Here is a 22,858-nt window from a genome sequence, read left to right on the forward strand (position 1 = left end):
CCTACCGCGCCTTCTCCGCCGCGACCCAGGCGTTGACCCGGCGCTCCAGCATGTCCAGGGGCAGGGGGCCGGCCAGCAGCACCGCGTCGTGGAAGCGACGGATGTCGAACCTGTCGCCGAGGTCGGCTTTCGCCTTTTCGCGCAGGGACACGATCTTCATCTCCCCGGTCTTGTAGGCGAGCGCCTGGGCCGGCCAGGAGACGTAGCGGGCCAGCTCCACCTCGATATTTAGCGGCGACAGGGCCGAGTTCTCGGCGAAGCACTTGCGGGCCTGGTCGAGGCTCCAGCCCTTCCAATGCAGGCCGGTGTCGGCCACCAGCCGGCAGGCCCGCCACATCTCGTAGCTGAGCCGCCCGAACCGCTCATAGGCGTCCCGGTAGATGCCCATCTCCCCGCCCAGTTTCTCGGAATAAAGGCCCCAGCCCTCGGTGAAGGCGGTGACGCCGGCCTCCCGGCGGAAGGTCGGCACGCCCTCGGCCTCCTGGCCCAGGGCGATCTGCAAGTGGTGGCCGGGCGCGGCCTCATGCAGGGTCAGGGCCGGCAGCTCGTAGAGCCCGCGCTGGTCCAGGCTGGACGTGTTGACCATGTAACCGCCGGCGATGCCGAGCTTCGGATTGCCGCTGAAATAGCGACCCGTCGTGTAGCTTCGTTCAATATCGGCGGGCACCGGCCGTACGCCGTAGGTCAGCCGGGGCAGGGTGGCGAACCAGGCCGGCAGCTTGTCGTCGATCCGCTTGGCGATCTCCGAGGCCTTCTCCAGCAGGTCCTGGCGGGAGGTCGTGTAGAATCGCGGGTCGCTGCGCAGGAAGGCCTGGAACTCGAGGAAGGTCCCCTTGAAGCCGGCCTCGGCGATGACCCCGTCCATCTCCTTGCGGATCCGCGCCACCTCGTTCAGGCCGTTCTGGTGGATCTCGTCCGGGGTCAGCTTGGTGGTGGTGTGGTCCTGGACCAGCCAGGCATAGTAGCGCTCGCCGTCGGGCAGGGTGCGCGCGCCCAGCGCCTTGCGGCTGCGAGGCAGGTATTCCTTCTCCAGGAAGGCGACGAAACCAGCCTGGGCGGGACGCACCTTGTCGCGGAGGATCGCGACAGCCTGAGCCGTCAGGGCGTCGCGCTCAGCCTGCGGAACGCTGGCCGACAGGGCCTTCAGCGGCGCCAGCAGAGGGTCGGTTTCCAACGGGGCGGCGGCCTGGTCGCGGGCGAAGGCGATCACCTTCTCGGTGGTGGAGACCGGTTGGGTGAAGCCGCTCTTGGCGCCGCGCCGGGCGTTGTCGATCTCCACGGCGTAATAGCCGGGCACGGCGTTCAGCCGGTCGATCCAGGCCCTGCCGTCCGCCGCCGAGCGCATCGGCGTCGAGGAGGCGAGATAGCTCATCGTCCAGTGGAAGCCGCCGTCGGAATTGAACGGCATCCGCGCCTCGTCGAAGGAGAGGCCGGCCAGCCGGCGCTCCACCAGCCAGGTCAGGAACTCGCGGTTGATCCGCGCCTCGCCCGAAAGGTCGCCCGGGTCGATCCCCGCCAGCCGGGCCTTGAAGGCGCCGAGCGTCACCACCCGCGCGGCGTCGGCCTTGGGGCTGTCGTCGGGCAGGCGCGAGAGGGCCGCGCGGTCGCCCTGGTTCGCGGCCTCGATGGGATCGTCGGTGAGGCGGAAGGCTTCGTAGTCGGCCACCACCTTGTTCAGCGCCGCGTCGTCGGCGAGGGCCGGAGTCGCGGCGAGGGTCAGGGCGAGGACGGCGAGCGTTCGGCGCATTAGGTCACCTGATGGCTGAAGAGCACGCAAGCTGGAGCACGGGCCGCCCGGCGCCAAGGGCATTTTCGGCTAACGTCATTCGCTCAGGGGCGAAGAATCACCCCACTTCATGTCCCTCGCGATTAAGGCCATGCTCGCCGCGCCAAACCGGGGGTCCCGTCATGAGTTTCGTCACACGCCGCAGAGCCATGGAGGCTCCGCAACACGAGGGCGGCCACAAGCTGAAGGCCACCCTGGGCTGGCCTCATCTGATGGCGCTGGGCATCGGGGCGATCATCGGCACGGGCATCTACACCCTGACCGGCGTGGCCGCGGGGCTGGCGGGTCCGGCGGTGATCCTGTCCTTCGCCGTGGCCGGCGCGGTCTGCGCCTGCGCGGCGCTCTGCTACGCCGAGATGGCGACGCTGATGCCACAGGCCGGCAGCGCCTACACCTATTCCTACGTCACCCTGGGCGAGATGGCGGCCTGGGTGATCGGCTGGAGCCTGATCCTCGAATACACCCTGGTGTGCAGCGCCGTGGCGGTCGGCTGGGCGGGCTATGCCTCGGGCCTGATCCAGCAGGCGGGCTGGCCCGTGCCCGCCTACCTGCTGGCGGGACCGGAGGCCGGCGGCCTGATCAACCTGCCGGCGGTGTTCATCGCCCTGCTGGTCACCAGCCTGCTCCTGGTCGGCACCCGCGAGAGCGCCACGGTCAATTTCGTCCTGGTCTGCGTGAAGCTGGTGGCCCTGGCGGCCTTCGTGGTCATCACCCTGCCCAGCTTCGACGCCAGCCACTTCACGCCCTTCGCCCCCTTCGGCTTTGGCGCCCAGGATGTCGACGGGACGAAGTTCGGGGTGATGGGCGCCGCGGCGATCATCTTCTTCGCCTTCTACGGCTTCGACGCCATCTCCACCGCCGCGGAGGAAGCCAAGAACCCCAAGCGCGACCTGACCATCGGCATCGTCGGCTCGATGATCGCCTGCACCCTGATCTACATGATCGTGGCGGCCGTGGCGCTCGGCGCCTCGCCCTACGACGTCTTCTCCAAGAGCGAGGAGCCGCTGGCCTTCATCCTGCGCGAGCTGAACCGGCCGCTGGCCGCCTCGCTGATCGCCGGCGCCGCGGTGATCGCCATGCCCACCGTGATCATGGTCTTCATGTTCGGCCAGAGCCGGGTGTTCTTCGCCATGGCCCGCGATGGCCTGCTGCCGCGCAGCCTGTCCAAGGTGAACGCCCGCGGCGTGCCCTCGGCGGTGACCATCCTGACCGGCGTCATCGCCGCGATCATCGCCGGCGCCCTGCCGCTGTCGCAGATCGCGGCCCTGGCCAACGCCGGGACGCTCGCGGCCTTCATCGCCACCATCCTGGCGGTCATGGTCCTGCGCCGCCGGGCGCCGACCCTCGAGCGGCTGTTCAAGACGCCGGCGATCTGGCTGATCGGGCCGCTGGGCCTGATCGGCTGCGTCTACCTGTTCTCCAGCCTGACGGCCAAGACCATCCTGTTCTTCTTCGTCTGGAACGCCATCGGCGTGGTGGTCTACCTGCTCTACGGCCGGGCGAAGAGCCGGCTCGCCTAGGCGCTTTTCCTCCCCCGTAAACGGGTGAGGAAAGGAGGGAGGCCGCCCGCCCGCCCGCCCGCCCGCCTAGGCCTCGGCCGCGGCGAGCTGCTCGATGGTGTCCTCCATCGCCTCCTCCCAGGGGCGGAGCTGCACGCCGAACACGCGCTGCAGACGGCCGGTGTCGAGGACCGCGTTCAGCGCACGCTTGGCGGGGGTCGGGAATGCGCTGGTGGGGACCGGCTCCATCGGCGGCGGCTCGCGGCCGGGGAAGGCCATGGCGAAGATGGTGCGGGCCATGTCGTATCGGCTGGCCACGCCGTCGTTGACCACGTGCAGCAATCCCCATTCCGGAGCGCCGGCCGGGGCGCGGGCCAGGCGGTCGGCCTGGCTCAGGATGAAGGCCGCCAGGTCGCCGCTGGCCGTGGGCCTCGCCTTCTGGTCGTCCACCAGCCGCATCGGGGTTCCCGCCTGCGACGCCTTCAGGAACCACTGCAGGAAGTTCTGGCCATAGGCCGAGAACAGCCACGAGACTCGCGCCACGAGGGCTCGATCGCAATGACCCAGCACCGCCTGCTCGCCCGCCAGCTTCGACGCGCCATAGACGTGCAAAGGGTTGGTCGGATCATCCTCGACATAGGCGCGGGCCTTCTCGCCGTCGAACACCATATCGGTGGAGATGTGGATCAACGGCAGGCCGCGCGCCTGGCAGGCCTTGGCCATGGCTTCCGGCGCCCGCGCATTGACCGCATAGGCCGCGTCCGGCTCGCTCTCAGCCTTGTCGACGGCGGTGTAGGCCGCCGCGTTCAGCACCAGGTCGATGGCGCCTGAGTCTTCCACCGCGCGCGCCACGGCGGCGGGATCGGTCAGGTCGACCTCGGCCCGCGACAGGGCGACCACCTCGATGGGCGCCTCCTGCCGGGCCAGCATCTCGCGCGCGAGCTGGCCGGTGGCGCCGAATTGCAGGATGCGGGTCATGCGAAACTCACCTTGATCATGGCCGCCTTCCTAAGCGACCGCGCCGGACTTGCCACCCCCGTTTCGGCCGCGACGCTTTTTCGTCTGGCCTGCGGACGGCCGCCTTGTAGACTTGCGGCGCCGTCTCCCCAGGCGATCATGCCAAGGAACGTCGCACCCTTATTCTGGGGATGCGATCAGGGTGAGCGGCGGCGCGTATTCTTCCGCGCCTTGGGGAGCGACGTGGACACTTCGGACAAGCGCGCCGCGCCGGCCGCGAGCGGCGGCTCGCACAGGGGGATGCAGGACCTCACCACCGGTCCGATCGGCAAGACCCTGATCATGTTCGCCCTGCCTGTGCTGGGCTCCAACATCCTGCAGTCGCTGAACGGCACGGCCAACGCCATCTGGGTCAGCCACATCCTGGGGGAGGCGGCGCTCACTGCCACGGTCAACGCCAACAACATCTTCTTCCTGATGCTGGGCGCGGTGTTCGGCATCTCCATGGCCGCCAACCTGCTGATCTCCCAATCGGTGGGGGCCAAGGACCTGGCCATGGTCAAGCGGGTGGTGGGTTCGTCGACCAGCTTCTTCCTGCTGCTCTCGCTGGGCGTTGGCGTGGCCGGCTACCTGCTGACGCCGGCGGTCCTGAAGATCATGCAGACCCCGCCGGACGCCACCCGGGACGCGATCGCCTATCTGCGGGTGATCTTCCTGGCCATGCCGTTCATGTACTTCTTCTCGTTCGTGATGATGGCCCAGCGCGGCGCGGGCGACTCGCGCACCCCGTTCTATTTCTCGCTGGTGGCCGTCGGCCTCGACGTGGTCCTGAACCCGCTGCTGATGATCGGCGTCGGCCCCTTGCCGCGCATGGGCATCGCCGGCTCGGCCACCGCCACCCTGATCAGCCAGACGATCACGCTCATCGCCATGATCGTCTATCTCTACCGCACCAAGTCGGTGCTGATCCTGCGCCGTGGCGAATGGAACCTCCTGAAGCCACAGTTCGAGATCATCCGGACCCTGGTGGTGAAGGGCTTCCCCATGGCCCTGCAGATGCTGGTCATCTCGGGCGCGGCGGTGGTGATGATCTCATTCGTCAACGGCTACGGCTCGCAGACGGCGGCCGGCTACGGCGCGGCGATCCAACTCTGGACCTACATCCAGATGCCGGCCATGGCGCTGGGCGCGGCGGTCTCCTCCATGGCCGCCCAGAATGTCGGCGCCGGCAAGATGGACCGCGTGAACCAGGTGGCCGGCCGCGGCGTGCTGATCGCCGCCGTCATGACCGGCGTCCCGGTCCTGCTGATCTACCTGGTCGAACCCTATGTGCTGCGGCTGTTCCTGCCGGCGACCAGTCCGTCCCTGCCGATCGCCATGCACATCAACGCCTATGTGCTGTGGGGCTTCATCCCGTTCGGCATGGCCTTCGTGCTGAACGGCATCATCCGCGCCACCGGCTCGGTCTGGCCGCCCCTGCTGGGCCTGCTGATTTCCATGTGGGTGGTGCGCATTCCCTTCGCCCAGATGCTGGAGCCCTATCTGGGCGCCGACGCCATCTGGTGGAGCTTCCCCCTGGGTTCGATGGTGTCGCTGGTGCTGGCGGCTGGCTACTTCCGCTTCGGCGGCTGGCGCAAGGCCAGGCTGATGGGCGGCATACCCCGCGGCGCGGCGCCCGACACCGGCCTCGGCCCGCCGTCCCTGGCCGAGGAGAGCGAGGCCGTCGAGGCCGCCAGCCGGGCGCAGGACGAGCCTAGGGCTGCGTCAGGGCCGCGTAGGTCAAGGTCCGAAGCTCCCGCCGAATAGGATAGGTGCTGGACGGAAGGACCTGGGTCATGAACACCACCTGGATGTCCTCCACCGGATCGATCCAGAAGGCCGTGGAGGCCGCGCCGCCCCAGTAGTACTCGCCCGGGCTGGAGGGCAGCATGGCCGCGACCGGGTCGAAGGTGACGGCGAAGCCGAGCCCGAACCCGACCCCGGCGTTGGTCGCCTCCGAGAACAGCGACCGCGAGAGCTTGGTCAGGTCCTGGCCGCCGGGCAGGTGGTTCGAGGCCATCAGCTTGAGCGTCCTGGGCGCGATCAGCCGCTGGCCGTTCAGCTCGCCGCCCGCCCCCAGCATCCTGCAGAAGGCCATGTAGTCCTTGGCCGTCGAGACCAGGCCGCCGCCGCCAGAGTGGAAGTCGGGCGCCTTGAGGTAGGGGCTGGTCTCCGGATCGTCCTGCAGCTCCAGGCCGCCGCGAGGGGTGGCGTTGTAGCAGGCGGCGAACCGGGGCCGCTGGGCCTCGCGGACCTGGAAGCCGGTGTCGGTCATGCCCAGGGGATCGAAGATCCGCTGCTGCAGGTAGGTCTGGAACGGCTGGCCGGAGATCCGTTCGATCAGCACCCCCAGCACGTCGGTGGAGACCGAGTAGTTCCAGGCCTCCCCCGGCGAGAACTCCAGGGGCAGCTTGGCTAGGTGGTCGACGAAGGCCGCCATGTCACCGTCGCCGGTGGTCCCGCCGATCTTCAGCTTGCGATAGGCGGCGTCGACATTGGTGCGGCTCTGGAAGCCGTAGGTCAGGCCCGAGGTGTGGCGCAGCAGGTCGACCATCTGCATCGGCCGCGTGGGCGGCGTGGTCATGAACTGCGGCGCCACACCGGCGGCGAACACGCCCAGGTCCTTCCATTCCGGAATGAACTTCGCCACCGGATCGTCCAGGGCCACCAGGCCCTCCTCGACCAGCATCATGAAGGCGATGCTCGTGATCGGCTTGGTCATCGAATAGATGCGGAAGACGGTGTCGGTGGCCACCGGCTTGCCCCGCTCCCGGTCGGCTAGGCCCAGGACCGCCTCGTGGACCAATTCACCGCGCCGCGCGATCTGGAGCTGGGCGCCGGGCAGGCGGCCGGGCTCGATGTAGCGGGTCTGCAGGAAGCGATCGATCTTCGCCAGGCGTTCGCTGGAAAAGCCGTGCTTCTCGGGCCGGGTCATGCGGGCGTCCTCTCCGGTGGGTCTGCTCACACCGTGCCGGGTGCGAGGCCCTTGTTTCAACAGTAAGTTCGCGCGGCGGGCCGCCAGCGGAGAGGGCGGATGCTAGAAAAATCGCCGTGACCGGCGAAGCGGACGTTGCGTCAGGCAAACAAGCGTTTGATAATGTCGGTATGCGCGACGGCCTAAGCGGCTGTCGCGCCGCGATATTTCCGGACGGCGGCGACAATCGACATACCGCATTTATGAAAAATACCCGCGCAAGGCGGGCATATGGGAGGCCCTAGATGGCTTGGGATTTTGAAACCGACCCCGAATTCCAGAAGAAGCTCGACTGGATCGAGGACTTCATGCGCGAGGAGGTCGAGCCCCTCAGTCACCTGGGCATGGCCGCCCATGGTCCGCTGGGCCGCGAGAAGTTCATCAAGCCGCTGCAGCAGAAGGTGAAGGACCAGGGCCTGTGGGCCTGCCACCTCGGCCCCGAACTGGGCGGTCAGGGTTACGGCCAACTCAAGCTCGGCCTGATGAACGAGAAGCTGGGCCGCAACGGCATGGCGCCCACCGTGTTCGGCTGCCAGGCGCCCGACACCGGCAACGCCGAGATCATCGCCCACTACGGCACCGACAAGCAGAAGGAGCAGTACCTCTGGCCGCTGCTGAACGGCGATATCCGCTCGGCCTTCTCCATGTCCGAGCCGACGGGCGGCTCCGATCCCCTGACCTTCAAGACCCGCGCCGTGCTGGACGGGAACGAGTGGGTGATCAACGGCGAGAAGTGGTTCTCCACCAACGCCCGCTGGTCGAAGGTGCTGGTGCTCTATGCGGTCACCGACCCCGACGCCAAGGACCCCTACCGCCGGACCTCGATCTTCCTGGTCCCCACCGACACTCCCGGCGTGGAGATCATCCGCAATGTGGGCGTCGGCGGCGGCGGCGAGATCGGCGGCGGGTCGGAGGGCTATGTCCGCTACACCGACGTTCGGCTGCCCTATGAAGCCCTGCTGGGCGAGCGCGGCGCGGCTTTCGTCATCGCCCAGGTCCGCCTGGGCGGCGGCCGGGTCCACCACGCCATGCGCACGGTGGGCGCCTGCAAGCACGCGCTGGACCTGATGTGCCAGCGGGCGGTCTCGCGCAGCACTCGCGACGGCAAGCTCGGCGACCTGCAGATGGTCCAGGCCGACATCGCCGACTCGTGGATCGCCCTGGAGAGCTTCCGCCTGCTGGTGCTGCGCACCGCCTGGCTGATCGACAAGCACAAGGACTACAACCTGGTGCGCAAGGACATCGCCGCCATCAAGGTGATGATGCCCAAGGTCTATAACGACATCGCCATGAAGGCCGCCCACCTGCACGGCGCGCTGGGGGTCTCCAACGAGATGCCCTTCATGCACATGGTGACCTCGAGCCTGGTCATGGGCATCGCCGACGGCCCCACCGAGGTCCACAAGGTGACGCTGGCCAAGCAGGTGCTGAAGGACTACCGGCCCGACAACGACCTCTTCCCGAAGTACCACATCCCCCGTCTGCGCGAGGCGGCCGAGGAGAAGTACGGGGCCGAGCTGGCCGAGATCAAGGAAGGCTACGCTAAGCTGCGCCGCGAGTCGGCTCCGGCCTAGACAGGCTTGCTGACGCGCCTTGCTTTCCGCAGGGCGCGACTTGGCACTAGGGTGGGGCGGCCCCGGATTTCGGGGCCGCCCTTCGCATTTTTATTTTCCGGATTTCAGAGACCCCATGTCCGACGCTCCCGCCTGGCCCGTCATGTCCATTGCGCAGGCCCACGCTGCGCTCACCGCGCCCGGCGCGCGGTTCGAGATCGAAGAGCTGTCCATCCGCGGGATCGTGACCCGCACCTGGAAGAACGCCCCGCCGACCCTGCGCGACATCTTTCTCAACGGCCGCACCTTCAAGGACCGCGAGTTCCTGGTCTACGAGAACGACCGCGCCACCTTCGAGGCCTTCGCCCGCGCCACTCTGACCCTGGCCCACCGGCTGCAGGCCGACGGCGTGCGCAAGGGCGACCGGGTCGCCGTGATCATGCGCAATCTGCCCGAATGGCCGGTGGCCTTCTGGGCCGGCGTCCTGGTCGGCGCCATCGTCACCCCGCTGAACGCCTGGTGGACCGGGCCGGAGCTGGAATACGGCCTGGCTGATTCCGGGACCAAGGTCGCCATCGTCGACGACGAGCGGCTGGCGCGGATCGTCGATTCCCTGGGAAACCTCCCGGCGCTGGAGAAGATCTACGTCCCGCGCCTGGCCGACACGCCTAGCGATCCGATGATCGCGCGGCTGGAGGACGTGATCGGCGCGGTCAACGCCTGGGGCGACCTGTCTGACCTGGCCCTTCCCGATGTGGAGCTGGCGCCCGAGGACGACGCCACCATCCTCTACACCTCGGGCACCACCGGAAAGCCCAAGGGCGCGCTGGGCACCCACCGCAACATGACCTCGAACGTCATGGCCGGCGGCATCTCCGCGGCGCGCAACTTCCTGCGGGCCGGCCAGCCCCTGCCGGAGTCCGACCCCCACAAACTGCCGCAGCGGAGCAACCTGATCCTGGTGCCGCTGTTCCACGCCACCGGCCTGTCTGCGAACCTGTCCCCGGCCATGAACTCGGGCGGCAAGATCGTGTTGATGCGCCGCTTCGAGGCCGAGCAGGCCATGCAGCTCATCGAGCGCGAGAAGGTCAACGGCACCGGCGGCGTGCCGACCATCGCCTGGCAGCTCATTGAGCATCCGGCCCGGCCGAAATACGACCTCTCGTCCCTGCAGTCGCTGTCCTATGGCGGCGCCCCCTCGGCGCCCGAACTGGTCCGCAAGATCGTCGAGACCTTCCCGGCCTCCCAGCCCGGCAACGGCTGGGGCATGACCGAGACCACCGCCACCTTCACCAGCCACCTCGGCAAGGATTACGAGAACCGTCCCGACAGCGCCGGTCCGGCCGCCCCGGTGGGCGAGATGCATGTCCGCGACCCTGCCGACGGCAAGACGATCCTGCCGCCGGGCTCGGTCGGCGAGCTGTGGGTCAAGGGTCCGCAGGTGGTGAAGCTCTATTGGAACAAGCCGCAGGCCACGGCCGAGACCTTCCAGGACGGGTGGCTGCGCACCGGCGACCTGGCGCGGATTGACGAGGAGGGCTTCCTGTTCATCGTCGACCGGGCCAAGGACATGCTGATCCGCGGCGGGGAAAACATCTACTGCGTCGAGGTGGAGAATGTGCTGTACGACCACCCCGACGTGATGGACGCCGCCCTGGTCGGCATCCCACACAAGACGCTGGGAGAGGAGCCGGGGGCCGTGGTCCATCTGAAGCCGGGCGGAACGGCCGACGAGGCGGAGCTCCGCGCCTTCGTGCGCGAGCGGCTGGCGGGCTTCAAGGTGCCGGTGAGGGTGGTGTTCCTGCCGCAGACCCTGCCGCGCAACGCCAATGGGAAGATCGTGAAGACCGAGCTGAAGAAGATCTTCGAGACCGCGGCATGAGCCAGGCGCCCCTGATCCTCGGCATCGGCGGCACGGTCCGGTCGGGGTCCTCCACCGAGAAGGCCCTGGTCGTGGCCCTGCGCGCGGCCGAGGCCGGGGGCGCGCGCACCCGGTTGCTAGGCGGCCCGTTCCTGGCGTCGCTGCCGATCTTCGATCCGGGTCCCGGCGGCCCCACCCCCGAGCAGGCGGTGCTGGTCGCCGCTGTCCGCGAGGCCGACGGTCTGATCATCGCCACGCCGGGGTATCACGGCTCGCTCTCGGGCGTGGTCAAGAACGCGCTGGACACCCTGGAGCTGCTGAGCGGCGACGAGCGTCCCTATTTCAGCGGTCGCCCGGTGGGGGTGGTGGTCACCGCCAACGGCTGGCAGGCGGGCGGTACGACATTGACCGCGGTGCGTTCGATCATACATGCCATGCGGGGCTGGCCGACGCCGTTCGGGGCGGCCCTCAACGCGACCGCCGAATCCTTCGACACCGAGGGCTGTCCCACGGATCCGAAGGACGGCTGGCAACTGACCACAGTGGGCGAACAGGTTCTGGAGTTCGCCAAGATGAAAGCCGGCACATGACAGGTTCCCGCCTCGTGACACCCGCCAACGGTTCCGGTTCCGGCGAAGCGGCCCACGAATCCGCGATCTCGCCGATCGAGGACATCATCGAGGACGCCCGCAACGGTCGCCCCTACATCCTGGTCGATGCCGAGGACCGAGAGAACGAGGGCGACGTCATCATCCCGGCCCAGTTCGCCACCCCCGACCAGATCAACTTCATGGCCAAGCACGCGCGGGGTCTGATCTGCCTCTCCATTACGGCCGAGCGGGCGCGCGCGCTGCGCCTGCCCCCCATGGCCATGGACAACCAGTCAGGCCACGGCACCGCCTTCACCGTCTCGGTCGAGGCCCGTGAAGGGGTGACCACCGGCATCTCGGCCCATGACCGCGCCCACACCATCGCCGTCGCCGTCGACCCGACCAAGGGCGCCGACGACATCGTCTCGCCCGGCCACGTCTTTCCGCTGGTGGCCAAGGACGGCGGCGTCCTGGTCCGCGCCGGCCACACCGAAGCCGCCGTCGACATCAGCCGCATGGCCGGCCTCAACCCGGCGGGCGTGATCTGCGAGATCATGAAGGACGACGGGTCCATGGCCCGCCTGCCGGACCTGATCGGCTTCGCCCAGCTCCACGGCCTGAAGATCGGCACCATCGCCGACCTGATCGCCTATCGCCGCCGCACCGAGCGCCAGGTGGAGCGGGTGCTGGAGACGCCGTTCGACTCGACCTTCGGCGGGCGGTTCCGGATGGTCATCTACCGCAACATCATCGACAAGACCGAGCACGTGGTTCTGACCAAGGGCAAGATCGATCCCGACAAGCCGACCCTGGTGCGCATGCACCGCGTCGACTTCGCCGCCGACATGCTGGGCCATAAGGAACAGCGGCGCGACTACGTGCCGCGCGCCCTCAAGGCCATCGCGGACTATGACGGCGCCGGCGTGGCGGTGTTCATCCGTGACTCAAACCCGTCCTGGCTGTCTGAACGCTACGGGGCCGAGCCCGGCGCCGACCACGGGGCCAATGTGCTGCGCGACTACGGCGTGGGCGCCCAGATCCTGCTGGACCTCGGGGTGCGCGACATGGAGCTGTTGTCCAACTCGGCCACCGTCCTGCCGGGCTCGGGCGGCTACGGCCTGAGGATCGTCGGCCGCCGGCCGCTCTAGCCGAACCAGCCCCGCTTGCGGGGCGCGGGCTCTTCGCCGGCGCGGAACACCCATTGCGGCCAGACCTGTTCGGAATGCAGGCGGCGCGCCATGACCAGCTCCTCCACCGCCTCGGTGGCGCCGATGCAGGAGGGCGTGTCGGCGTCGTCATAGGCGACATAGCCGCCCCGGGTCATGAACGGCCAGACCGCGTCCTGGGCGTATTTCACGCCGGAATAGATGTCGCAGTCGATGTGCGCCAGGCCGAAGCTTGGCTTGGTCTTGGCGATCCCCGGGAAGGTGTCCTGGAACAGACCCTTGACCACCACCAGATTGGTGAGGCCCAGCGCGTCGCGGCGAGCGACCAGGGCCTCGTAGGAGCTGTCGCCGAAATCGCCCTTGCCGTGCAGGTCGCGGGCGGCGTCGGTGGCGGGCATCCCCTCATAGGTGTCCAGGGCGTAGACCTTGGCGCCCGGCGCCACGTCGTTGAGCACCCGGGCCATGAACAGCGCATTGCCGCCGCGGTACGAGCCGAACTCGATAACGTCCTTCCCGGCCAGTCCCTCGAAGAACGAGGTCAGGATCAGGAACAGGTTCATCCGCTTGGCTTCCAGCATCACCGACCAGCCGTCGGCGGCCTCCAGGCCGGCCTGATAGAGCGGATGGTGCGCCACTAGGTCGGCGACGCCGGCGTGCATCAGGCCCCAGCCGCGTTGATAGCCGTCGCGGGCGGAGCGGCCGCCCTTGAGCGTCGCCGGAGTGTCGATCTCGGGAAGCGGAATGAGGCCCATGGCGTCTTGCTATGGGCGTGCGGGGCGCGGCGCAATCCCCGATAGCGGCGTCAGGCGGTCGCGCTGCGCAGGGCGATGCTGGCGCAGCGTTTGGCGCGCGAGGCCCGCTGCAGATCCATCAATCTCTGGTCCAGGCTGGAGGCCTGGGCCGCGCTCGGCTGGCCATAGGAGATCGGCAGGAAAGCCGCCCGTGCGGTCTCGACGCCGCCCAACGGGCGCTGCCGCGCGGCGGCCAGGGCGCGCTGGGTCCGGGCGACCTCCAGGGCGATTCCCGTGCAGGTCAGATGTCGATAGTCGGCGGCCTGGACATAGGCGGCGGTCAGGTTCGCCTTGGGCGGAGCCGCGCACGCGCCCGCCAACATCGCCAGTGCGATGGCCCCTAGCCTCATGTCGCGCCCTCCCTAAAGGGTCGTTATTGGCGCAAGCTTGCACGTTCGTGGCGCGCGCCTCAAGGGCGCGCCGCGTCGCAGGCGAGTGATCGACGCTTTCGCTCACCCGGTGTGCATTCGGCCCCATGGCCGCGCGACCCCACGTCGCGAAGATCGGCCGCCGATTGTCGTTTTCTTGGGATCGGAACGCGCCTATAGGAGGTGCTGCTCTATGCACCGCCCGGCCGAAAGGCCGGGCGCCGTCATTTTAGGAATACCGTCATGACCGACATCCTGATGCCGAAGGCGACCGCTGTCTGGCTGGTCGACAACACTTCGCTGACCTTCGAGCAGATCGCCGATTTCTGCGGCCTGCATCCGCTCGAGGTCAAGGGCATCGCCGACGGTGAGGTGGCGCGCGACATCCGCGGCGCAGACCCCATCGCCAACGGCCAGCTCAACCGCGAAGAGCTGGACGCCGCCCAGAAGAGCGACAAGTACCGCATGAAGGCCCAAAAGAGCCGTCACGCCGAGCTGCTGAAGCCGGTGAAGAAGGCTCCGCGCTACACCCCGGTGTCGCGCCGCCAGGACCGCCCCGACGCCATCGCCTGGTTCATCCGCAACCACCCGGAAGTGGCCGACAGCCAGATCGCGCGCCTGCTGGGCACCACCAAGGCCACCATCGATCAGGTGCGCAACCGCCAGCACTGGAACGCCGCCAACATCAAGCCGGTCGATCCTGTGACGCTCGGCCTCTCGACCCAGATGGAACTCGACGCGGTGGTCCGCAAAGCGGCCGACAAGAAGGCCAAGGACGACGCCAAGCGCGGCATCGTCGAGCCCGAGGGGGCGACCCTGGCCCCGGCCTCGGAAACCGGCGTGGTGGTGGAGGACGATGACCATCACGTCGCCGACCAGCCGCACTTCGACGACGACGACGGCGAGGAAGACTAGGCGGCGCAGCAGCCTTCTCCCCTTGAGGGAGAAGGACGAGCGGACCAGTCTCGCCGCAACACGGAAAACCGGGCTGTCCCGAGGTTGCTCAGACAACCCTGTCGACCGCTCCGGGGACCTGGAGGAGCGGTCGACCAGGGTCGCCTGGCGTCCGGCCCCCCGCGGACGAGGAAGAGATGGGGCGGGCGACGACCCTCGCGGGTCGTGGCCGCAAAGCCATTAGTGGGCGCGCGCGCCCAGGGCTTGAATCTCTTCCTTCAGCTTAAGCTTCTGTCGCTTAAGCTCCTGTAGTTTCACGGCGTCGGAAGCGGGCCTGCTGATCTCGTCTTGGATCGCCTTTTCCAGGGACTGGTGACGGGATCCGAGTTCGCGGATGCGGGCTTCAACGGCCATGTCGTGTCGTCTCCTGCATGAACCTAGACTCAAGAGTGAACACCCGCTGGCCTGGTCTGTCAGATCACATATGTTTGCGATCCGATATCCACCGGCGGCGCCTTGAAATCAGGCGTGGAGACCTAACGCGATGAGCAGCAGCGAACGGCCCCGCCTGGTTGTCGGCGTCTCTGGCGCTAGCGGCGCGGCCTATGGCTTGCGGGTCCTGGACGCCTGCCGCGAACTCTCGGTCGAGAGCCACCTGATCTTCTCGCGCGCCGCGGCCCTGACCCTGGCCCAGGAGACGGACCTGAGCGTCGCCGACGTCCAGGCCCGCGCCGACGTGGTCCACAAGGTGGGCGACGTGGGCGCCTCGTTGGCCTCCGGCTCCTTCCCCACGCTCGGCATGATCGTGGCCCCCTGCTCGGTGCGCACCATGAGCGAGATCGCCACCGGGGTGACGTCGTCCCTGCTGACCCGGGCCGCCGACGTGACCCTGAAGGAGCGTCGCCCCCTGGTGCTGATGGTCCGCGAAACGCCCCTGCACCTGGGGCACCTGCGCACCATGGTGCGGCTGGCCGAGATGGGCGCGGTGATCGCCCCGCCCATGCCGGCCTTCTATGCCAAGCCCACCAGCCTGGAGGAGATGGTCGACCAGTCGGTGGGCCGGGCGCTGGACCTGTTCGGCTTGTCCTGGCGGCCCGTGAAACGCTGGGGCCAGGATGTCGGGCCGCTACGCGCGGAGGAGGGCTGATGTCGCTCTGGGAGTGGACGCTGGAGGTCTATGCGCGGCCCGGCGTGCCGGAGGCGACCTTGACCCTGCAGGACCGGCACGGCCAGAACACGTCCTATCTGCTTTGGGCGATCTGGGCCGAGGGCCCGCCGGCGGAGGCCCTGTTGACCGCCGCGGCCGCGGCCAAGGCCTGGGACGCGCGCGTGCTCAAGCCCATCCGCGAGGTCCGCCGGGCGTTGAAGCCCGCCTTCCCGCCAGTGGACGACGGCGCGCGCGAGGGCCTGCGCGAGGACGTCAAGGCCGCCGAGCTGCGCGCCGAGCGGGTGTTGATGGAGACCCTGGAGACCATGGCCTCGGCCTCCAGCGGCGGGCGCCCGGCCCTGGAAAGCCTGCGCGCCGCGGCTTCCGCCTGGGGCGGAGCGGTCGACGACGAGGCCCTGGCTCGCCTGGCGCGGGCCCTTGTCTAGACGGCGGCCCAATGGGTGCGCATCATCTGAGTCGGGTGGCGAGGCGTGGCGTATGAACGACGATGATATCGATGATGCGGAGGCTCGGTTCCGCGCCTACCTGAACTCGGTGATCCAGGAGCACGCGGACCTGGACGCCGCTGTGGAGGCCCTGAGCCGCGCGCCGGTCCCGGACATGATGGTGATCGCGCGGCTCAAGCGGAAGAAGCTGCTCCTGAAGGACGAGATCTCCCGCCTGCGCAACCAGCTCACCCCGGACATCATCGCCTAGCCTCAGCCCATCTTGAAGGCGCAGACCTTGTTGCCGTCGAGGTCGCGGAAATAGGCGCCGTAGAAGGTCTCGCCCCGCAGGCCGGGCGGTCCGTCGCAGGTCGCGCCCTGGGCCAGGGCCGCGGCGTGGACGGCGTCGACCATCTCGCGGGACTCCGCGGCGAGCGCCACCATCGTGCCGTTGCCGGGTGTGGCGGTCTGCTTGTCATAGGGTTCGCACAGCGCCAGGCCGCCCGCGCCGAATTTCCCGTAGAACAGGATGCGGCCCCCGTCGTAGCCGCGCCGGACGCCCATCGGCGCCAGCACGGCGTCATAGAAGGTCTTGGCCTTCTCCAGGTCGTTGCTGCCGATGGTGGTGTAGCCGATCATGGTCGTTCTCCCTTTGTGGAACGACCTTAACCGCCTGACGCGCGCGTCAGGAAAGCGGAATCGACTATCGCGGCGCCTGACGGGGTTCGATGATTCCGCGCCGCTCGCGCTTGCGGATGAACATGGCCGCGTCGGCCTCGGCCACCAGCTCCTCGGGCTCGATTTCCGAGGAGATCTCGCGCACGCCGTAGGAGATGTGCAGCGGCGCCGACCAGTCGCCAAACTGGATGGGTGATCCCTCGATGGCGTCGGCCAGGGCCTGGGCCTTGGCCTCGGCCGTCGGCTTGTCGGCCTGGACCAGGATCACCGCGAACTCATCGCCGCCCATGCGGCCCACGATGTCGCTCTCGCGCACATGGGCCAGCAGGCGTTCGGCCACCGCGCGCAGGGCCGCGTCGCCGGCGCCGTGGCCGAAGCGGTCGTTGACGTGCTTGAAGCCGTCCAGGTCGAAATAGACCACGCTGGCGGGCGAGCCGTAGCGCTGGGAAAAGGTGCGGATGCGCGACAGCTCGCGCACGAAGGCCCGGCGGTTGAGCAGCGGGGTGAGCGGGTCGCGGTCGGCCAGGTCCTCGACCTCGGCCAATTTCGCCTTCAGGCGGGTGACTTCGCCGCGCAGCTCATCGATCTCGGTCAACAAGGTCTTCACCGCCCCCTGGACGGCGGGCGTCAGGTCGCCCTCAGCCAGGCCCAGGAAGGCGGTCTTGTCGGTGGGGCCTGTCGCTGTCGCTGTCGCAGTCGCCTGGGCGCCGGCGTGCACCAGCGCGCGCTTGCGGATGGCAGAGAAGGATTCGGAGCGGGCGCCGGTGATCTTCATGGGGCTTTCATCGAACGAGAATCGCTGAAGTCCTAGCGAGTTAAGAATCCTGAACGTCCTTGGTTGCGGGCGCAAGACCGGCGCCTATACTCCGCGCCTTTCCGCCGCAGGAGCATGTTCCGCCGAAGTGGACGCCGGTTCGGCGCAGAACATGCTCCCGCTAAATATCGAGACGCCATTTCCGTTCGGAAATGGCGGTGAGGGGCAAACCACCAATGAGCGCAACGACCGCGCCGGTCGCCATCATCATGGGCAGCCGGTCCGACTGGCCCACCATGAAGGGCGCCGCCGAGAGCCTCGACGCCCTGGGCGTGGCCTATGAGGCCAAGGTGGTCTCCGCCCACCGCACGCCGGAGCGCATGTACGCCTTCGCCAAGGGGGCCAAGGCGGCGGGCTTCAAGGTGATTATCGCCGGGGCCGGCGGCGCGGCGCACCTGCCGGGCATGACCGCCTCGATGACCGAACTGCCGGTGCTGGGCGTTCCGGTGGAATCCAAGGCCCTGAAGGGCATGGATAGCCTGCTCTCCATCGTCCAGATGCCGGCCGGCATCGCAGTCGCGACCCTGGCCATCGGCGAGGCCGGGGCGCGGAACGCCGGCCTGCTGGCCGCCCAGATCCTGGCGCTTTCGGATCCGGCGCTGGCCGAGCGGCTCACCGCCTATCGCGCCCGCCACACCGCCAGCGTCGCCGAAACCGTCGAGGACGCCTGAGCATGACCGCCACCCTGCCGCTGCCCCCGGGATCGACGCTCGGCATCCTGGGCGGCGGACAGCTCGGCCGGATGCTGGCCCAGGCGGCCGCCAGGCTGGGCTTCGACGTGGCGATCCTTGAGCGCGAGACCGACGCCCCCGCCGGCCGCGTCGCCGCCCACGCCATTGTCGGCGCCTATGACGATCCCGCCGCGCTGCGGGCGCTCGCCGAGCTGTCCGATGTGGTCACCTTCGAGTTCGAGAACGTCCCCGCCGCCTCGGTCCAGGCCCTGACGGACCTGGGCGCCGAGGTCGCGCCGGGCGCCCAGGCCCTGGCCGTCGCCCAGGACCGGGTGGACGAGAAGATCTTCCTCAACGCCAGGGGCGTGGCTACGGTCGCCTTCGCCGCCGCCGACAGCGCCGAGACCAGCGTAGAGGCGGCCGGGCGGATCGGCTGCCCCTGCCTGATGAAGACGCGGCGCGAGGGCTATGACGGCAAGGGCCAGGTCTGGGTCGAACACGCCGCCGGCGCCGCCGTGGCCTTCGAGGCCCTGGGCGGCCGCCCGGTGATCCTGGAGGCTCCTGCCGATTTCGTGCGCGAGCTCTCGATCATCGCCGCCCGCGGCCGCGACGGCGGGATCGCCGTCTATCCGCTGTCGGAAAACCATCACGAAAAGGGCGTCCTGCGCCGCAGCGTGGCCCCGGCCCGCGTCAGCGAGACCGCCGCCGCCCAGGCCGAGCGGATCGCCGCCAAGGTGCTGACGGGCCTCGACTATGTGGGTGTCATCGGCATCGAGCTGTTCGAGCTGAAGGACGGCTCGCTGCTGGTCAACGAGATCGCGCCCCGCGTCCACAACACCGGCCACTGGACCCAGGACGGCTGCGAGGTCGACCAGTTCGAGCAGCATATCCGCGCGGTCGCCGGCTGGCCGCTAGGCCCCACGGCGGCCCGCGCCCAGGTGGAGATGCTGAACCTGCTGGGCGACGAGGTCCACGGCTGGGCGAAGTACGCCGCCGAACCCGAGACCCGCGTCCATCTCTACGGCAAGCGCCAAGCCAAGCCCGGCCGCAAGATGGGTCATGTGAACCGGCTGAAGGCCCTGCCGTAGCCATTTCCCTCCCCACAAGGAGGAGGGATGGCAGCCCTAGGCTTCGTTGGGGATGGCCGAGAGGGCCTCTTCCAGCTCCAGGAAGCTCGGCTGAGCGCCGGAGGGGACGCTGCCGCGGCCGATCTCGACGGAGATCTGGGCCGCGTTGCCGTGCAGGTGGGCCACAAGCACCGATTGGATGATCTTGTAGAAGGAGCCTTCCTCCTCGATCACTTCCTTCAGGCGCACGGCCATGGGGCCGACCAGGCCATAGGCCAGGAACACGCCCAGAAAGGTGCCGACGAGGGCCGAGCCGATCATCTCGCCCAGCACTTCCGGCGGCTCGGTGATCGCGCCCATGGTCTTGATGACGCCGAGCACGGCGGCGACGATGCCCAGGGCGGGCAGGGCGTCGGCCAGGTTGGTCAGCGCGCCGGCCGGGCCGAGCGCCTCGTGATGGTGCTTCTCGAGCTGCTTTTCCATGGCGTCCTCGACCTGGTGCGGGTCCTCGAGGTTCATGGTCATCATGCGCAGCGTGTCGCAGATGAAGTCGACGGCGAAGTGGTCCTTCATCACGCGCGGGAAGCGCGAGAAGATCGAGGAGTCCTTCGGGTTCTCGATGTGGCTTTCCAGGGCGATGACGCCCTTGGACTTCATGGTCTTGGTCAGCAGGAACAGCAGCGACAGCAGGTCGCGATAGTCGCTGGCCTTCCACTTGGGCCCGGCGAACACCTTGCCGAAGCCGCTCATGGTGCCCTTGATGACCGGCATGGAGTTGGAGATCAGGAAGGCGGCCACGCCGGCGCCGCCGATGGCCATCATTTCGTGGGGCAGGGCGTGCAGGATGACGCCCATATTGCCGCCGGAGATGATGTAGCTGCCGAACACCAGGCCGAACAGCAACACGATGCCGATAATCTGAAACATGGCGGTGGTCGGTCCCCGGGGTGTTGGCCGGGAGCATCACCATTAATGCTTAATGTCGCGTGAGCATTTCGGTGTTTGCGCAAGGGATCGGCGCGCCTTAACAGCGCAGCATGCCTAAGCCAGCTTCCGCCATGGACGGCCTGCCGAAGGGTTCCTTCGCGATCATTTTCGGGGTCTCGCTGGTGACCGCCATGGGCAATACCGGGATGATCTCGGTGCTGCCGGCCATCGGCCGCTCGATCGGCATTCCCGATCCGATGGTGGCGGCGATCTTCTCGCTCTCGGCCCTGTTGTGGGCGTTTTCCTCACCGTGGTGGGCCAGGGCCTCGGACAAACACGGCCGCAAGCCGCTGATGCTGATCGGCCTGACCGGCTTCATGATGTCGATGATCGCCTGCGGCCTGGTGGTCGCCGCGGGCCTCTATCACCTGACGACGCCCATGGTGATCTTCGTCTTCTTCCTGTTCGCGCGGGCCCTGTTCGGTTTGTTCGGCGCGGCCTCGAACCCCGCCACCCAGGCCTATCTGGCCGAGCACACCCCGCCGGAGAAGCGCACCCAGGCCATGTCCAGCCTGGCCGGCGCCTTCGGCCTGGGCACGGTCATCGGGCCGTTCGTCGCACCGCTGTTCGTGCTGCCGTTCAAGGGTGGCCTGGCAGGCCCGCTGTTCGGTTTCGCGGTCATCGCCGGGATCATGTTGTTCATCGTCTGGAAGAAGCTGCCCGAGAGCCAGAACATGCCCGTCGCCCCGGTGAAGGCGCCTCCGGTCAAGGGCGTGGTTGCGGTGAAGGAAAAGCCCATGTGGCGCGATCCGCGCGTCACACCCTTCCTGATCTATGGCTTCATCGTCGCCGTCTGCCAGACCGCCCAGGGCCAAACCCTCGGCTTCTTGATCATCGACCAGCTCGACCTCTCGCCGATGAAGGCCCAGGGCTTCATCGCCATCGCCATGATGTTCGGCGCGGTGGCCGGCCTGCTCGCCCAATGGGGCATCATCCGCATGTTCGAGATGACCCCGCGCCAGCTCTTGCGCTGGGGCGTGGGCGTCGCCGCCGTCGGCAATGTCATCGTGGCTTTCCAGCCGACCTATGCCGCGGTTGTGGCGGGCTACGCCATCTCCAGCCTGGGGTTCGGCTTGGCGCGGCCGGGCTTCACGGCGGGCTCCTCGCTAGCGGTCGACATGCACGAACAGGCCCGGGTCGCCGGCGCCGTGGCCGCGGTCAACGGGGTCAATGTGGTGCTGGCCCCGGCCTTCGTCTGGCTCTACCAGGCCGTGGCCCCGGCGCCCTTCGTGCTGTGCGCGGTGCTCATGCTGGCCATGCTGGTCTACGCCTTCCGGAACCCCCAACTGCGCAACGCCGCGCCGTCGCCCACCACCCGCGCCGACGCCGCCAAGGCGACGCTGGAAAAGGGCGACGAAGGCGGGGGGTAATAGATCCTCCCCCGCGCGCAGCGCGGTTTGGGGAGCAACCGTAGTTAGGCTGGCGCATGTCTCCAGTCTGTGTTGTCGCGGATCATGGCGTTGAGGGTGACGAGGAGCCGTCGCATGCAGGCGGTGAGGGCGAGCTTTGTGGGCTTTCCGGCCTGGACCAAGCGCTGGAAGACCGGGCGTGGCCCGAGCTTGGCGCGGAGCGAGGCGACGGCGGCCATGTAGAGGGCCTGGCGGGGTCTGGCTCGGCCGCCGGAGCAGACGGCTCTGCCGGTCCAGGCTCCGCTTTTGCGGATGAAGGGGGCCAGACCTGCGAGCTTGGCGATGGCCTTGCCGCCGACGCGTCCCAGCTCGGGCATGTGGGCGACCAGCTCAGCGGCCACCAGCGGTCCGACGCCTGGCGCGGTCTGCAGTCGGGTCCAGATGGCCTTGAGGTCCGGGTTGTCGCGCAGCTGGGCGAGCGCCTGGCGGGTGAGCTCGCGGGCCTCCATGGCCGCCGCCGCGGCCAGCCCCTCCAGCGCCGCGCGCGCGGGGGCGTGGTCCAGCGCCTGGGCCTGGGCCGTCAGCTGCCGGGCGACCCGGCCCGCGGCCTGACGCGCCGCCAGCAGGTCCTTCAGACGCTGGCGCTCATCGTCCAGCTCCACAGGCCGGCCCTGGGTCTGGGCCACGAAGCGGGCGATCAGCGCCGCATCGATGGCGTCGGTCTTGGCTGGGGCGCCCAAGGCCCGGGCCAACGCCCGCACCCGCGCCGGATCGGCCCAGCGCACCTCCAGTCCGGCTTCGATCAGCGCCCGCACCAGGCCCCGCTCGTAGCCCCCGGAAGGCTCCACCCCCACCACGACCGGGCGCTCCAGCGCCCCAAGGCGGGCGATCAGCGTCCGCCAGCCGGCCGCACTGTTGCTCGCCCGCCAGGTCTTCGGCTGACCCAGCACGCTGACATCCAGCATCGTCTTGGCGACATCCACGCCCACATGGGCGATCTCTTGTGACATCATCCTCGCGCCCCATCCTCGTAGGTGCGGGCTCTGGGCCCAGGCAACCGTTCGGGTTCAGAAGGACGCCCCGCCGGACCCAAGCTCCCCCACGGGCTGTGAACCTAGGTGGCGACGGTCTCGACGGTGCGGCGGCCGGCCGCTGGCGTGATGAGCGCCTCGGCCGGCCGCTCTGCAAATCTAGCGCAAGCCAAATACACGAGGTGGATCG

23 protein-coding genes are annotated in these 22,858 nt (G+C 68.6%); 13 read left to right on the forward strand and 10 right to left on the reverse strand.

Annotated elements, in window-relative coordinates; translation table 11 throughout:
- Nucleotide 1 precedes the first annotated feature (1 nt).
- Nucleotides 2-1,747 carry a DUF885 family protein gene (locus Q8Q88_RS03405; protein WP_305673792.1) on the reverse strand — a complete coding sequence of 582 codons (1,746 nt, stop codon included), beginning with the start codon at nucleotides 1,745-1,747 and terminating at the stop codon, nucleotides 2-4.
- Nucleotides 1,748-1,908: 161 nt separating this feature from the next.
- Between Q8Q88_RS03405 and Q8Q88_RS03410 the strand changes: the two genes are divergently transcribed.
- On the forward strand, nucleotides 1,909-3,306 hold the full coding sequence (locus Q8Q88_RS03410; RefSeq protein WP_305673793.1) for an amino acid permease: 1,398 nt from the start codon (nucleotides 1,909-1,911) through the stop codon (nucleotides 3,304-3,306).
- 66 nt (nucleotides 3,307-3,372) lie between these two features.
- Here Q8Q88_RS03410 and rfbD read toward each other — a convergent pair whose 3' ends face one another.
- Nucleotides 3,373-4,263: a dTDP-4-dehydrorhamnose reductase gene (rfbD, locus tag Q8Q88_RS03415; protein ID WP_305673794.1), complete on the reverse strand. Its 891-nt coding sequence runs from the start codon at nucleotides 4,261-4,263 to the stop codon at nucleotides 3,373-3,375.
- A 222-nt stretch (nucleotides 4,264-4,485) separates the two neighbouring features.
- On the opposite strand from rfbD, the gene Q8Q88_RS03420 reads away from it, so the two are divergent.
- Complete coding sequence (locus Q8Q88_RS03420; protein ID WP_305673795.1) at nucleotides 4,486-6,048, forward strand: MATE family efflux transporter; 1,563 nt, start codon at nucleotides 4,486-4,488, stop codon at nucleotides 6,046-6,048.
- Here Q8Q88_RS03420 and Q8Q88_RS03425 read toward each other — a convergent pair.
- The gene (locus tag Q8Q88_RS03425; RefSeq protein ID WP_305673796.1) at nucleotides 5,996-7,216 is read right to left on the reverse strand and encodes a serine hydrolase; all 1,221 of its coding nucleotides are present in this window, start codon (nucleotides 7,214-7,216) and stop codon (nucleotides 5,996-5,998) included. The genes Q8Q88_RS03420 and Q8Q88_RS03425 overlap by 53 nt on opposite strands.
- 284 nt (nucleotides 7,217-7,500) lie before the next feature.
- On the opposite strand from Q8Q88_RS03425, the gene Q8Q88_RS03430 reads away from it, so the two are divergent.
- The 4 genes from Q8Q88_RS03430 to ribB all read left to right on the forward strand — a co-directional run bounded on the left by Q8Q88_RS03430 (nucleotide 7,501) and on the right by ribB (nucleotide 12,407).
- A complete protein-coding gene (locus tag Q8Q88_RS03430) occupies nucleotides 7,501-8,829 on the forward strand; it encodes an acyl-CoA dehydrogenase family protein (protein WP_305673797.1) in 1,329 nt (442 codons plus the stop codon).
- Between the two features lie 115 nt (nucleotides 8,830-8,944).
- On the forward strand, nucleotides 8,945-10,690 hold the full coding sequence (locus Q8Q88_RS03435; RefSeq protein WP_305673798.1) for a class I adenylate-forming enzyme family protein: 1,746 nt from the start codon (nucleotides 8,945-8,947) through the stop codon (nucleotides 10,688-10,690).
- Nucleotides 10,687-11,259: an NADPH-dependent FMN reductase gene (locus tag Q8Q88_RS03440; RefSeq protein ID WP_305673799.1), complete on the forward strand. Its 573-nt coding sequence runs from the start codon at nucleotides 10,687-10,689 to the stop codon at nucleotides 11,257-11,259. The genes Q8Q88_RS03435 and Q8Q88_RS03440 overlap by 4 nt, the downstream gene beginning before the upstream one ends.
- Nucleotides 11,256-12,407, forward strand: a complete 1,152-nt coding sequence (ribB, locus tag Q8Q88_RS03445; RefSeq protein WP_305673800.1) for a 3,4-dihydroxy-2-butanone-4-phosphate synthase — start codon at nucleotides 11,256-11,258, stop codon at nucleotides 12,405-12,407. Before Q8Q88_RS03440 ends, ribB begins: the two co-directional genes overlap by 4 nt.
- Here ribB and Q8Q88_RS03450 read toward each other — a convergent pair.
- Nucleotides 12,404-13,177, reverse strand: coding sequence for a TylF/MycF/NovP-related O-methyltransferase (locus Q8Q88_RS03450; protein WP_305673801.1), 774 nt, complete (start codon nucleotides 13,175-13,177; stop codon nucleotides 12,404-12,406). The two genes, ribB and Q8Q88_RS03450, sit on opposite strands and share 4 nt — an antisense overlap.
- A gap of 50 nt (nucleotides 13,178-13,227) precedes the next feature.
- Nucleotides 13,228-13,566, reverse strand: coding sequence for a hypothetical protein (locus tag Q8Q88_RS03455; RefSeq protein WP_305673802.1), 339 nt, complete (start codon nucleotides 13,564-13,566; stop codon nucleotides 13,228-13,230).
- Nucleotides 13,567-13,827: 261 nt separating this feature from the next.
- On the opposite strand from Q8Q88_RS03455, the gene Q8Q88_RS03460 reads away from it, so the two are divergent.
- Nucleotides 13,828-14,499, forward strand: a complete 672-nt coding sequence (locus tag Q8Q88_RS03460; RefSeq protein ID WP_305673803.1) for a DUF1013 domain-containing protein — start codon at nucleotides 13,828-13,830, stop codon at nucleotides 14,497-14,499.
- A 219-nt stretch (nucleotides 14,500-14,718) separates the two neighbouring features.
- Here the strand turns inward: Q8Q88_RS03460 and Q8Q88_RS03465 are convergent, their stop codons facing one another.
- The gene (locus Q8Q88_RS03465; protein WP_305673804.1) at nucleotides 14,719-14,892 is read right to left on the reverse strand and encodes a YdcH family protein; all 174 of its coding nucleotides are present in this window, start codon (nucleotides 14,890-14,892) and stop codon (nucleotides 14,719-14,721) included.
- 130 nt (nucleotides 14,893-15,022) lie between these two features.
- Between Q8Q88_RS03465 and Q8Q88_RS03470 the strand changes: the two genes are divergently transcribed.
- From Q8Q88_RS03470 to Q8Q88_RS03480, 3 genes are read left to right on the forward strand one after another with little or no spacing between them, the layout of a single operon-like run.
- Nucleotides 15,023-15,625 carry a UbiX family flavin prenyltransferase gene (locus Q8Q88_RS03470; protein ID WP_305673805.1) on the forward strand — a complete coding sequence of 201 codons (603 nt, stop codon included), beginning with the start codon at nucleotides 15,023-15,025 and terminating at the stop codon, nucleotides 15,623-15,625.
- On the forward strand, nucleotides 15,625-16,071 hold the full coding sequence (locus tag Q8Q88_RS03475) for a TIGR02444 family protein (protein WP_305673806.1): 447 nt from the start codon (nucleotides 15,625-15,627) through the stop codon (nucleotides 16,069-16,071). Before Q8Q88_RS03470 ends, Q8Q88_RS03475 begins: the two co-directional genes overlap by 1 nt.
- Nucleotides 16,072-16,123: 52 nt before the next feature.
- The gene (locus Q8Q88_RS03480; RefSeq protein ID WP_305673807.1) at nucleotides 16,124-16,342 is read left to right on the forward strand and encodes a YdcH family protein; all 219 of its coding nucleotides are present in this window, start codon (nucleotides 16,124-16,126) and stop codon (nucleotides 16,340-16,342) included.
- 2 nt (nucleotides 16,343-16,344) lie between these two features.
- On the opposite strand, the gene Q8Q88_RS03485 is transcribed toward Q8Q88_RS03480, so the two are convergent.
- Together Q8Q88_RS03485 and Q8Q88_RS03490 are read right to left on the reverse strand one after the other, a co-directional pair.
- A complete protein-coding gene (locus Q8Q88_RS03485; protein WP_305673808.1) occupies nucleotides 16,345-16,710 on the reverse strand; it encodes a VOC family protein in 366 nt (121 codons plus the stop codon).
- Nucleotides 16,711-16,774: 64 nt separating this feature from the next.
- Nucleotides 16,775-17,524, reverse strand: a complete 750-nt coding sequence (locus Q8Q88_RS03490; protein ID WP_305673809.1) for a GGDEF domain-containing protein — start codon at nucleotides 17,522-17,524, stop codon at nucleotides 16,775-16,777.
- Nucleotides 17,525-17,739: 215 nt separating this feature from the next.
- Here Q8Q88_RS03490 and purE point away from each other — a divergent pair, with 215 nt between their 5' ends.
- Both purE and Q8Q88_RS03500 read left to right on the forward strand, forming a co-directional pair.
- Complete coding sequence (gene purE, locus Q8Q88_RS03495) at nucleotides 17,740-18,234, forward strand: 5-(carboxyamino)imidazole ribonucleotide mutase (RefSeq protein ID WP_305673810.1); 495 nt, start codon at nucleotides 17,740-17,742, stop codon at nucleotides 18,232-18,234.
- Nucleotides 18,235-18,236: 2 nt separating this feature from the next.
- On the forward strand, nucleotides 18,237-19,322 hold the full coding sequence (locus tag Q8Q88_RS03500) for a 5-(carboxyamino)imidazole ribonucleotide synthase (protein WP_305673811.1): 1,086 nt from the start codon (nucleotides 18,237-18,239) through the stop codon (nucleotides 19,320-19,322).
- 36 nt (nucleotides 19,323-19,358) lie between these two features.
- On the opposite strand, the gene motA is transcribed toward Q8Q88_RS03500, so the two are convergent.
- A complete protein-coding gene (gene motA, locus Q8Q88_RS03505; protein WP_305673812.1) occupies nucleotides 19,359-20,228 on the reverse strand; it encodes a flagellar motor stator protein MotA in 870 nt (289 codons plus the stop codon).
- Nucleotides 20,229-20,338: 110 nt separating this feature from the next.
- Here motA and Q8Q88_RS03510 point away from each other — a divergent pair, with 110 nt between their 5' ends.
- Nucleotides 20,339-21,658, forward strand: coding sequence for an MFS transporter (locus Q8Q88_RS03510; protein ID WP_305673813.1), 1,320 nt, complete (start codon nucleotides 20,339-20,341; stop codon nucleotides 21,656-21,658).
- A gap of 44 nt (nucleotides 21,659-21,702) precedes the next feature.
- Here the strand turns inward: Q8Q88_RS03510 and Q8Q88_RS03515 are convergent, their stop codons facing one another.
- Nucleotides 21,703-22,647, reverse strand: a complete 945-nt coding sequence (locus Q8Q88_RS03515) for an IS110 family transposase (protein ID WP_305673814.1) — start codon at nucleotides 22,645-22,647, stop codon at nucleotides 21,703-21,705.
- Nucleotides 22,648-22,858 lie beyond the last annotated feature (211 nt).

It is taken from the genome of Phenylobacterium sp. (assembly GCF_030697925.1).
Lineage (GTDB): Bacteria > Pseudomonadota > Alphaproteobacteria > Caulobacterales > Caulobacteraceae > Phenylobacterium.

Coding starts and splice junctions, on each gene's coding strand:
- Q8Q88_RS03405 (WP_305673792.1), bottom strand. CDS start 1,747: ATGCGCCGAACGCTCGCCGTCCTCGCCCTGACCCTCGCCGCGACTCCG.
- Q8Q88_RS03410 (WP_305673793.1), top strand. CDS start 1,909: ATGAGTTTCGTCACACGCCGCAGAGCCATGGAGGCTCCGCAACACGAG.
- rfbD (WP_305673794.1), bottom strand. CDS start 4,263: ATGACCCGCATCCTGCAATTCGGCGCCACCGGCCAGCTCGCGCGCGAG.
- Q8Q88_RS03425 (WP_305673796.1), bottom strand. CDS start 7,216: ATGACCCGGCCCGAGAAGCACGGCTTTTCCAGCGAACGCCTGGCGAAG.
- Q8Q88_RS03430 (WP_305673797.1), top strand. CDS start 7,501: ATGGCTTGGGATTTTGAAACCGACCCCGAATTCCAGAAGAAGCTCGAC.
- Q8Q88_RS03435 (WP_305673798.1), top strand. CDS start 8,945: ATGTCCGACGCTCCCGCCTGGCCCGTCATGTCCATTGCGCAGGCCCAC.
- Q8Q88_RS03440 (WP_305673799.1), top strand. CDS start 10,687: ATGAGCCAGGCGCCCCTGATCCTCGGCATCGGCGGCACGGTCCGGTCG.
- ribB (WP_305673800.1), top strand. CDS start 11,256: ATGACAGGTTCCCGCCTCGTGACACCCGCCAACGGTTCCGGTTCCGGC.
- Q8Q88_RS03450 (WP_305673801.1), bottom strand. CDS start 13,177: ATGGGCCTCATTCCGCTTCCCGAGATCGACACTCCGGCGACGCTCAAG.
- Q8Q88_RS03455 (WP_305673802.1), bottom strand. CDS start 13,566: ATGAGGCTAGGGGCCATCGCACTGGCGATGTTGGCGGGCGCGTGCGCG.
- Q8Q88_RS03460 (WP_305673803.1), top strand. CDS start 13,828: ATGACCGACATCCTGATGCCGAAGGCGACCGCTGTCTGGCTGGTCGAC.
- Q8Q88_RS03465 (WP_305673804.1), bottom strand. CDS start 14,892: ATGGCCGTTGAAGCCCGCATCCGCGAACTCGGATCCCGTCACCAGTCC.
- Q8Q88_RS03470 (WP_305673805.1), top strand. CDS start 15,023: ATGAGCAGCAGCGAACGGCCCCGCCTGGTTGTCGGCGTCTCTGGCGCT.
- Q8Q88_RS03475 (WP_305673806.1), top strand. CDS start 15,625: ATGTCGCTCTGGGAGTGGACGCTGGAGGTCTATGCGCGGCCCGGCGTG.
- Q8Q88_RS03480 (WP_305673807.1), top strand. CDS start 16,124: ATGAACGACGATGATATCGATGATGCGGAGGCTCGGTTCCGCGCCTAC.
- Q8Q88_RS03485 (WP_305673808.1), bottom strand. CDS start 16,710: ATGATCGGCTACACCACCATCGGCAGCAACGACCTGGAGAAGGCCAAG.
- Q8Q88_RS03490 (WP_305673809.1), bottom strand. CDS start 17,524: ATGAAGATCACCGGCGCCCGCTCCGAATCCTTCTCTGCCATCCGCAAG.
- purE (WP_305673810.1), top strand. CDS start 17,740: ATGAGCGCAACGACCGCGCCGGTCGCCATCATCATGGGCAGCCGGTCC.
- Q8Q88_RS03500 (WP_305673811.1), top strand. CDS start 18,237: ATGACCGCCACCCTGCCGCTGCCCCCGGGATCGACGCTCGGCATCCTG.
- motA (WP_305673812.1), bottom strand. CDS start 20,228: ATGTTTCAGATTATCGGCATCGTGTTGCTGTTCGGCCTGGTGTTCGGC.
- Q8Q88_RS03510 (WP_305673813.1), top strand. CDS start 20,339: ATGCCTAAGCCAGCTTCCGCCATGGACGGCCTGCCGAAGGGTTCCTTC.
- Q8Q88_RS03515 (WP_305673814.1), bottom strand. CDS start 22,647: ATGTCACAAGAGATCGCCCATGTGGGCGTGGATGTCGCCAAGACGATG.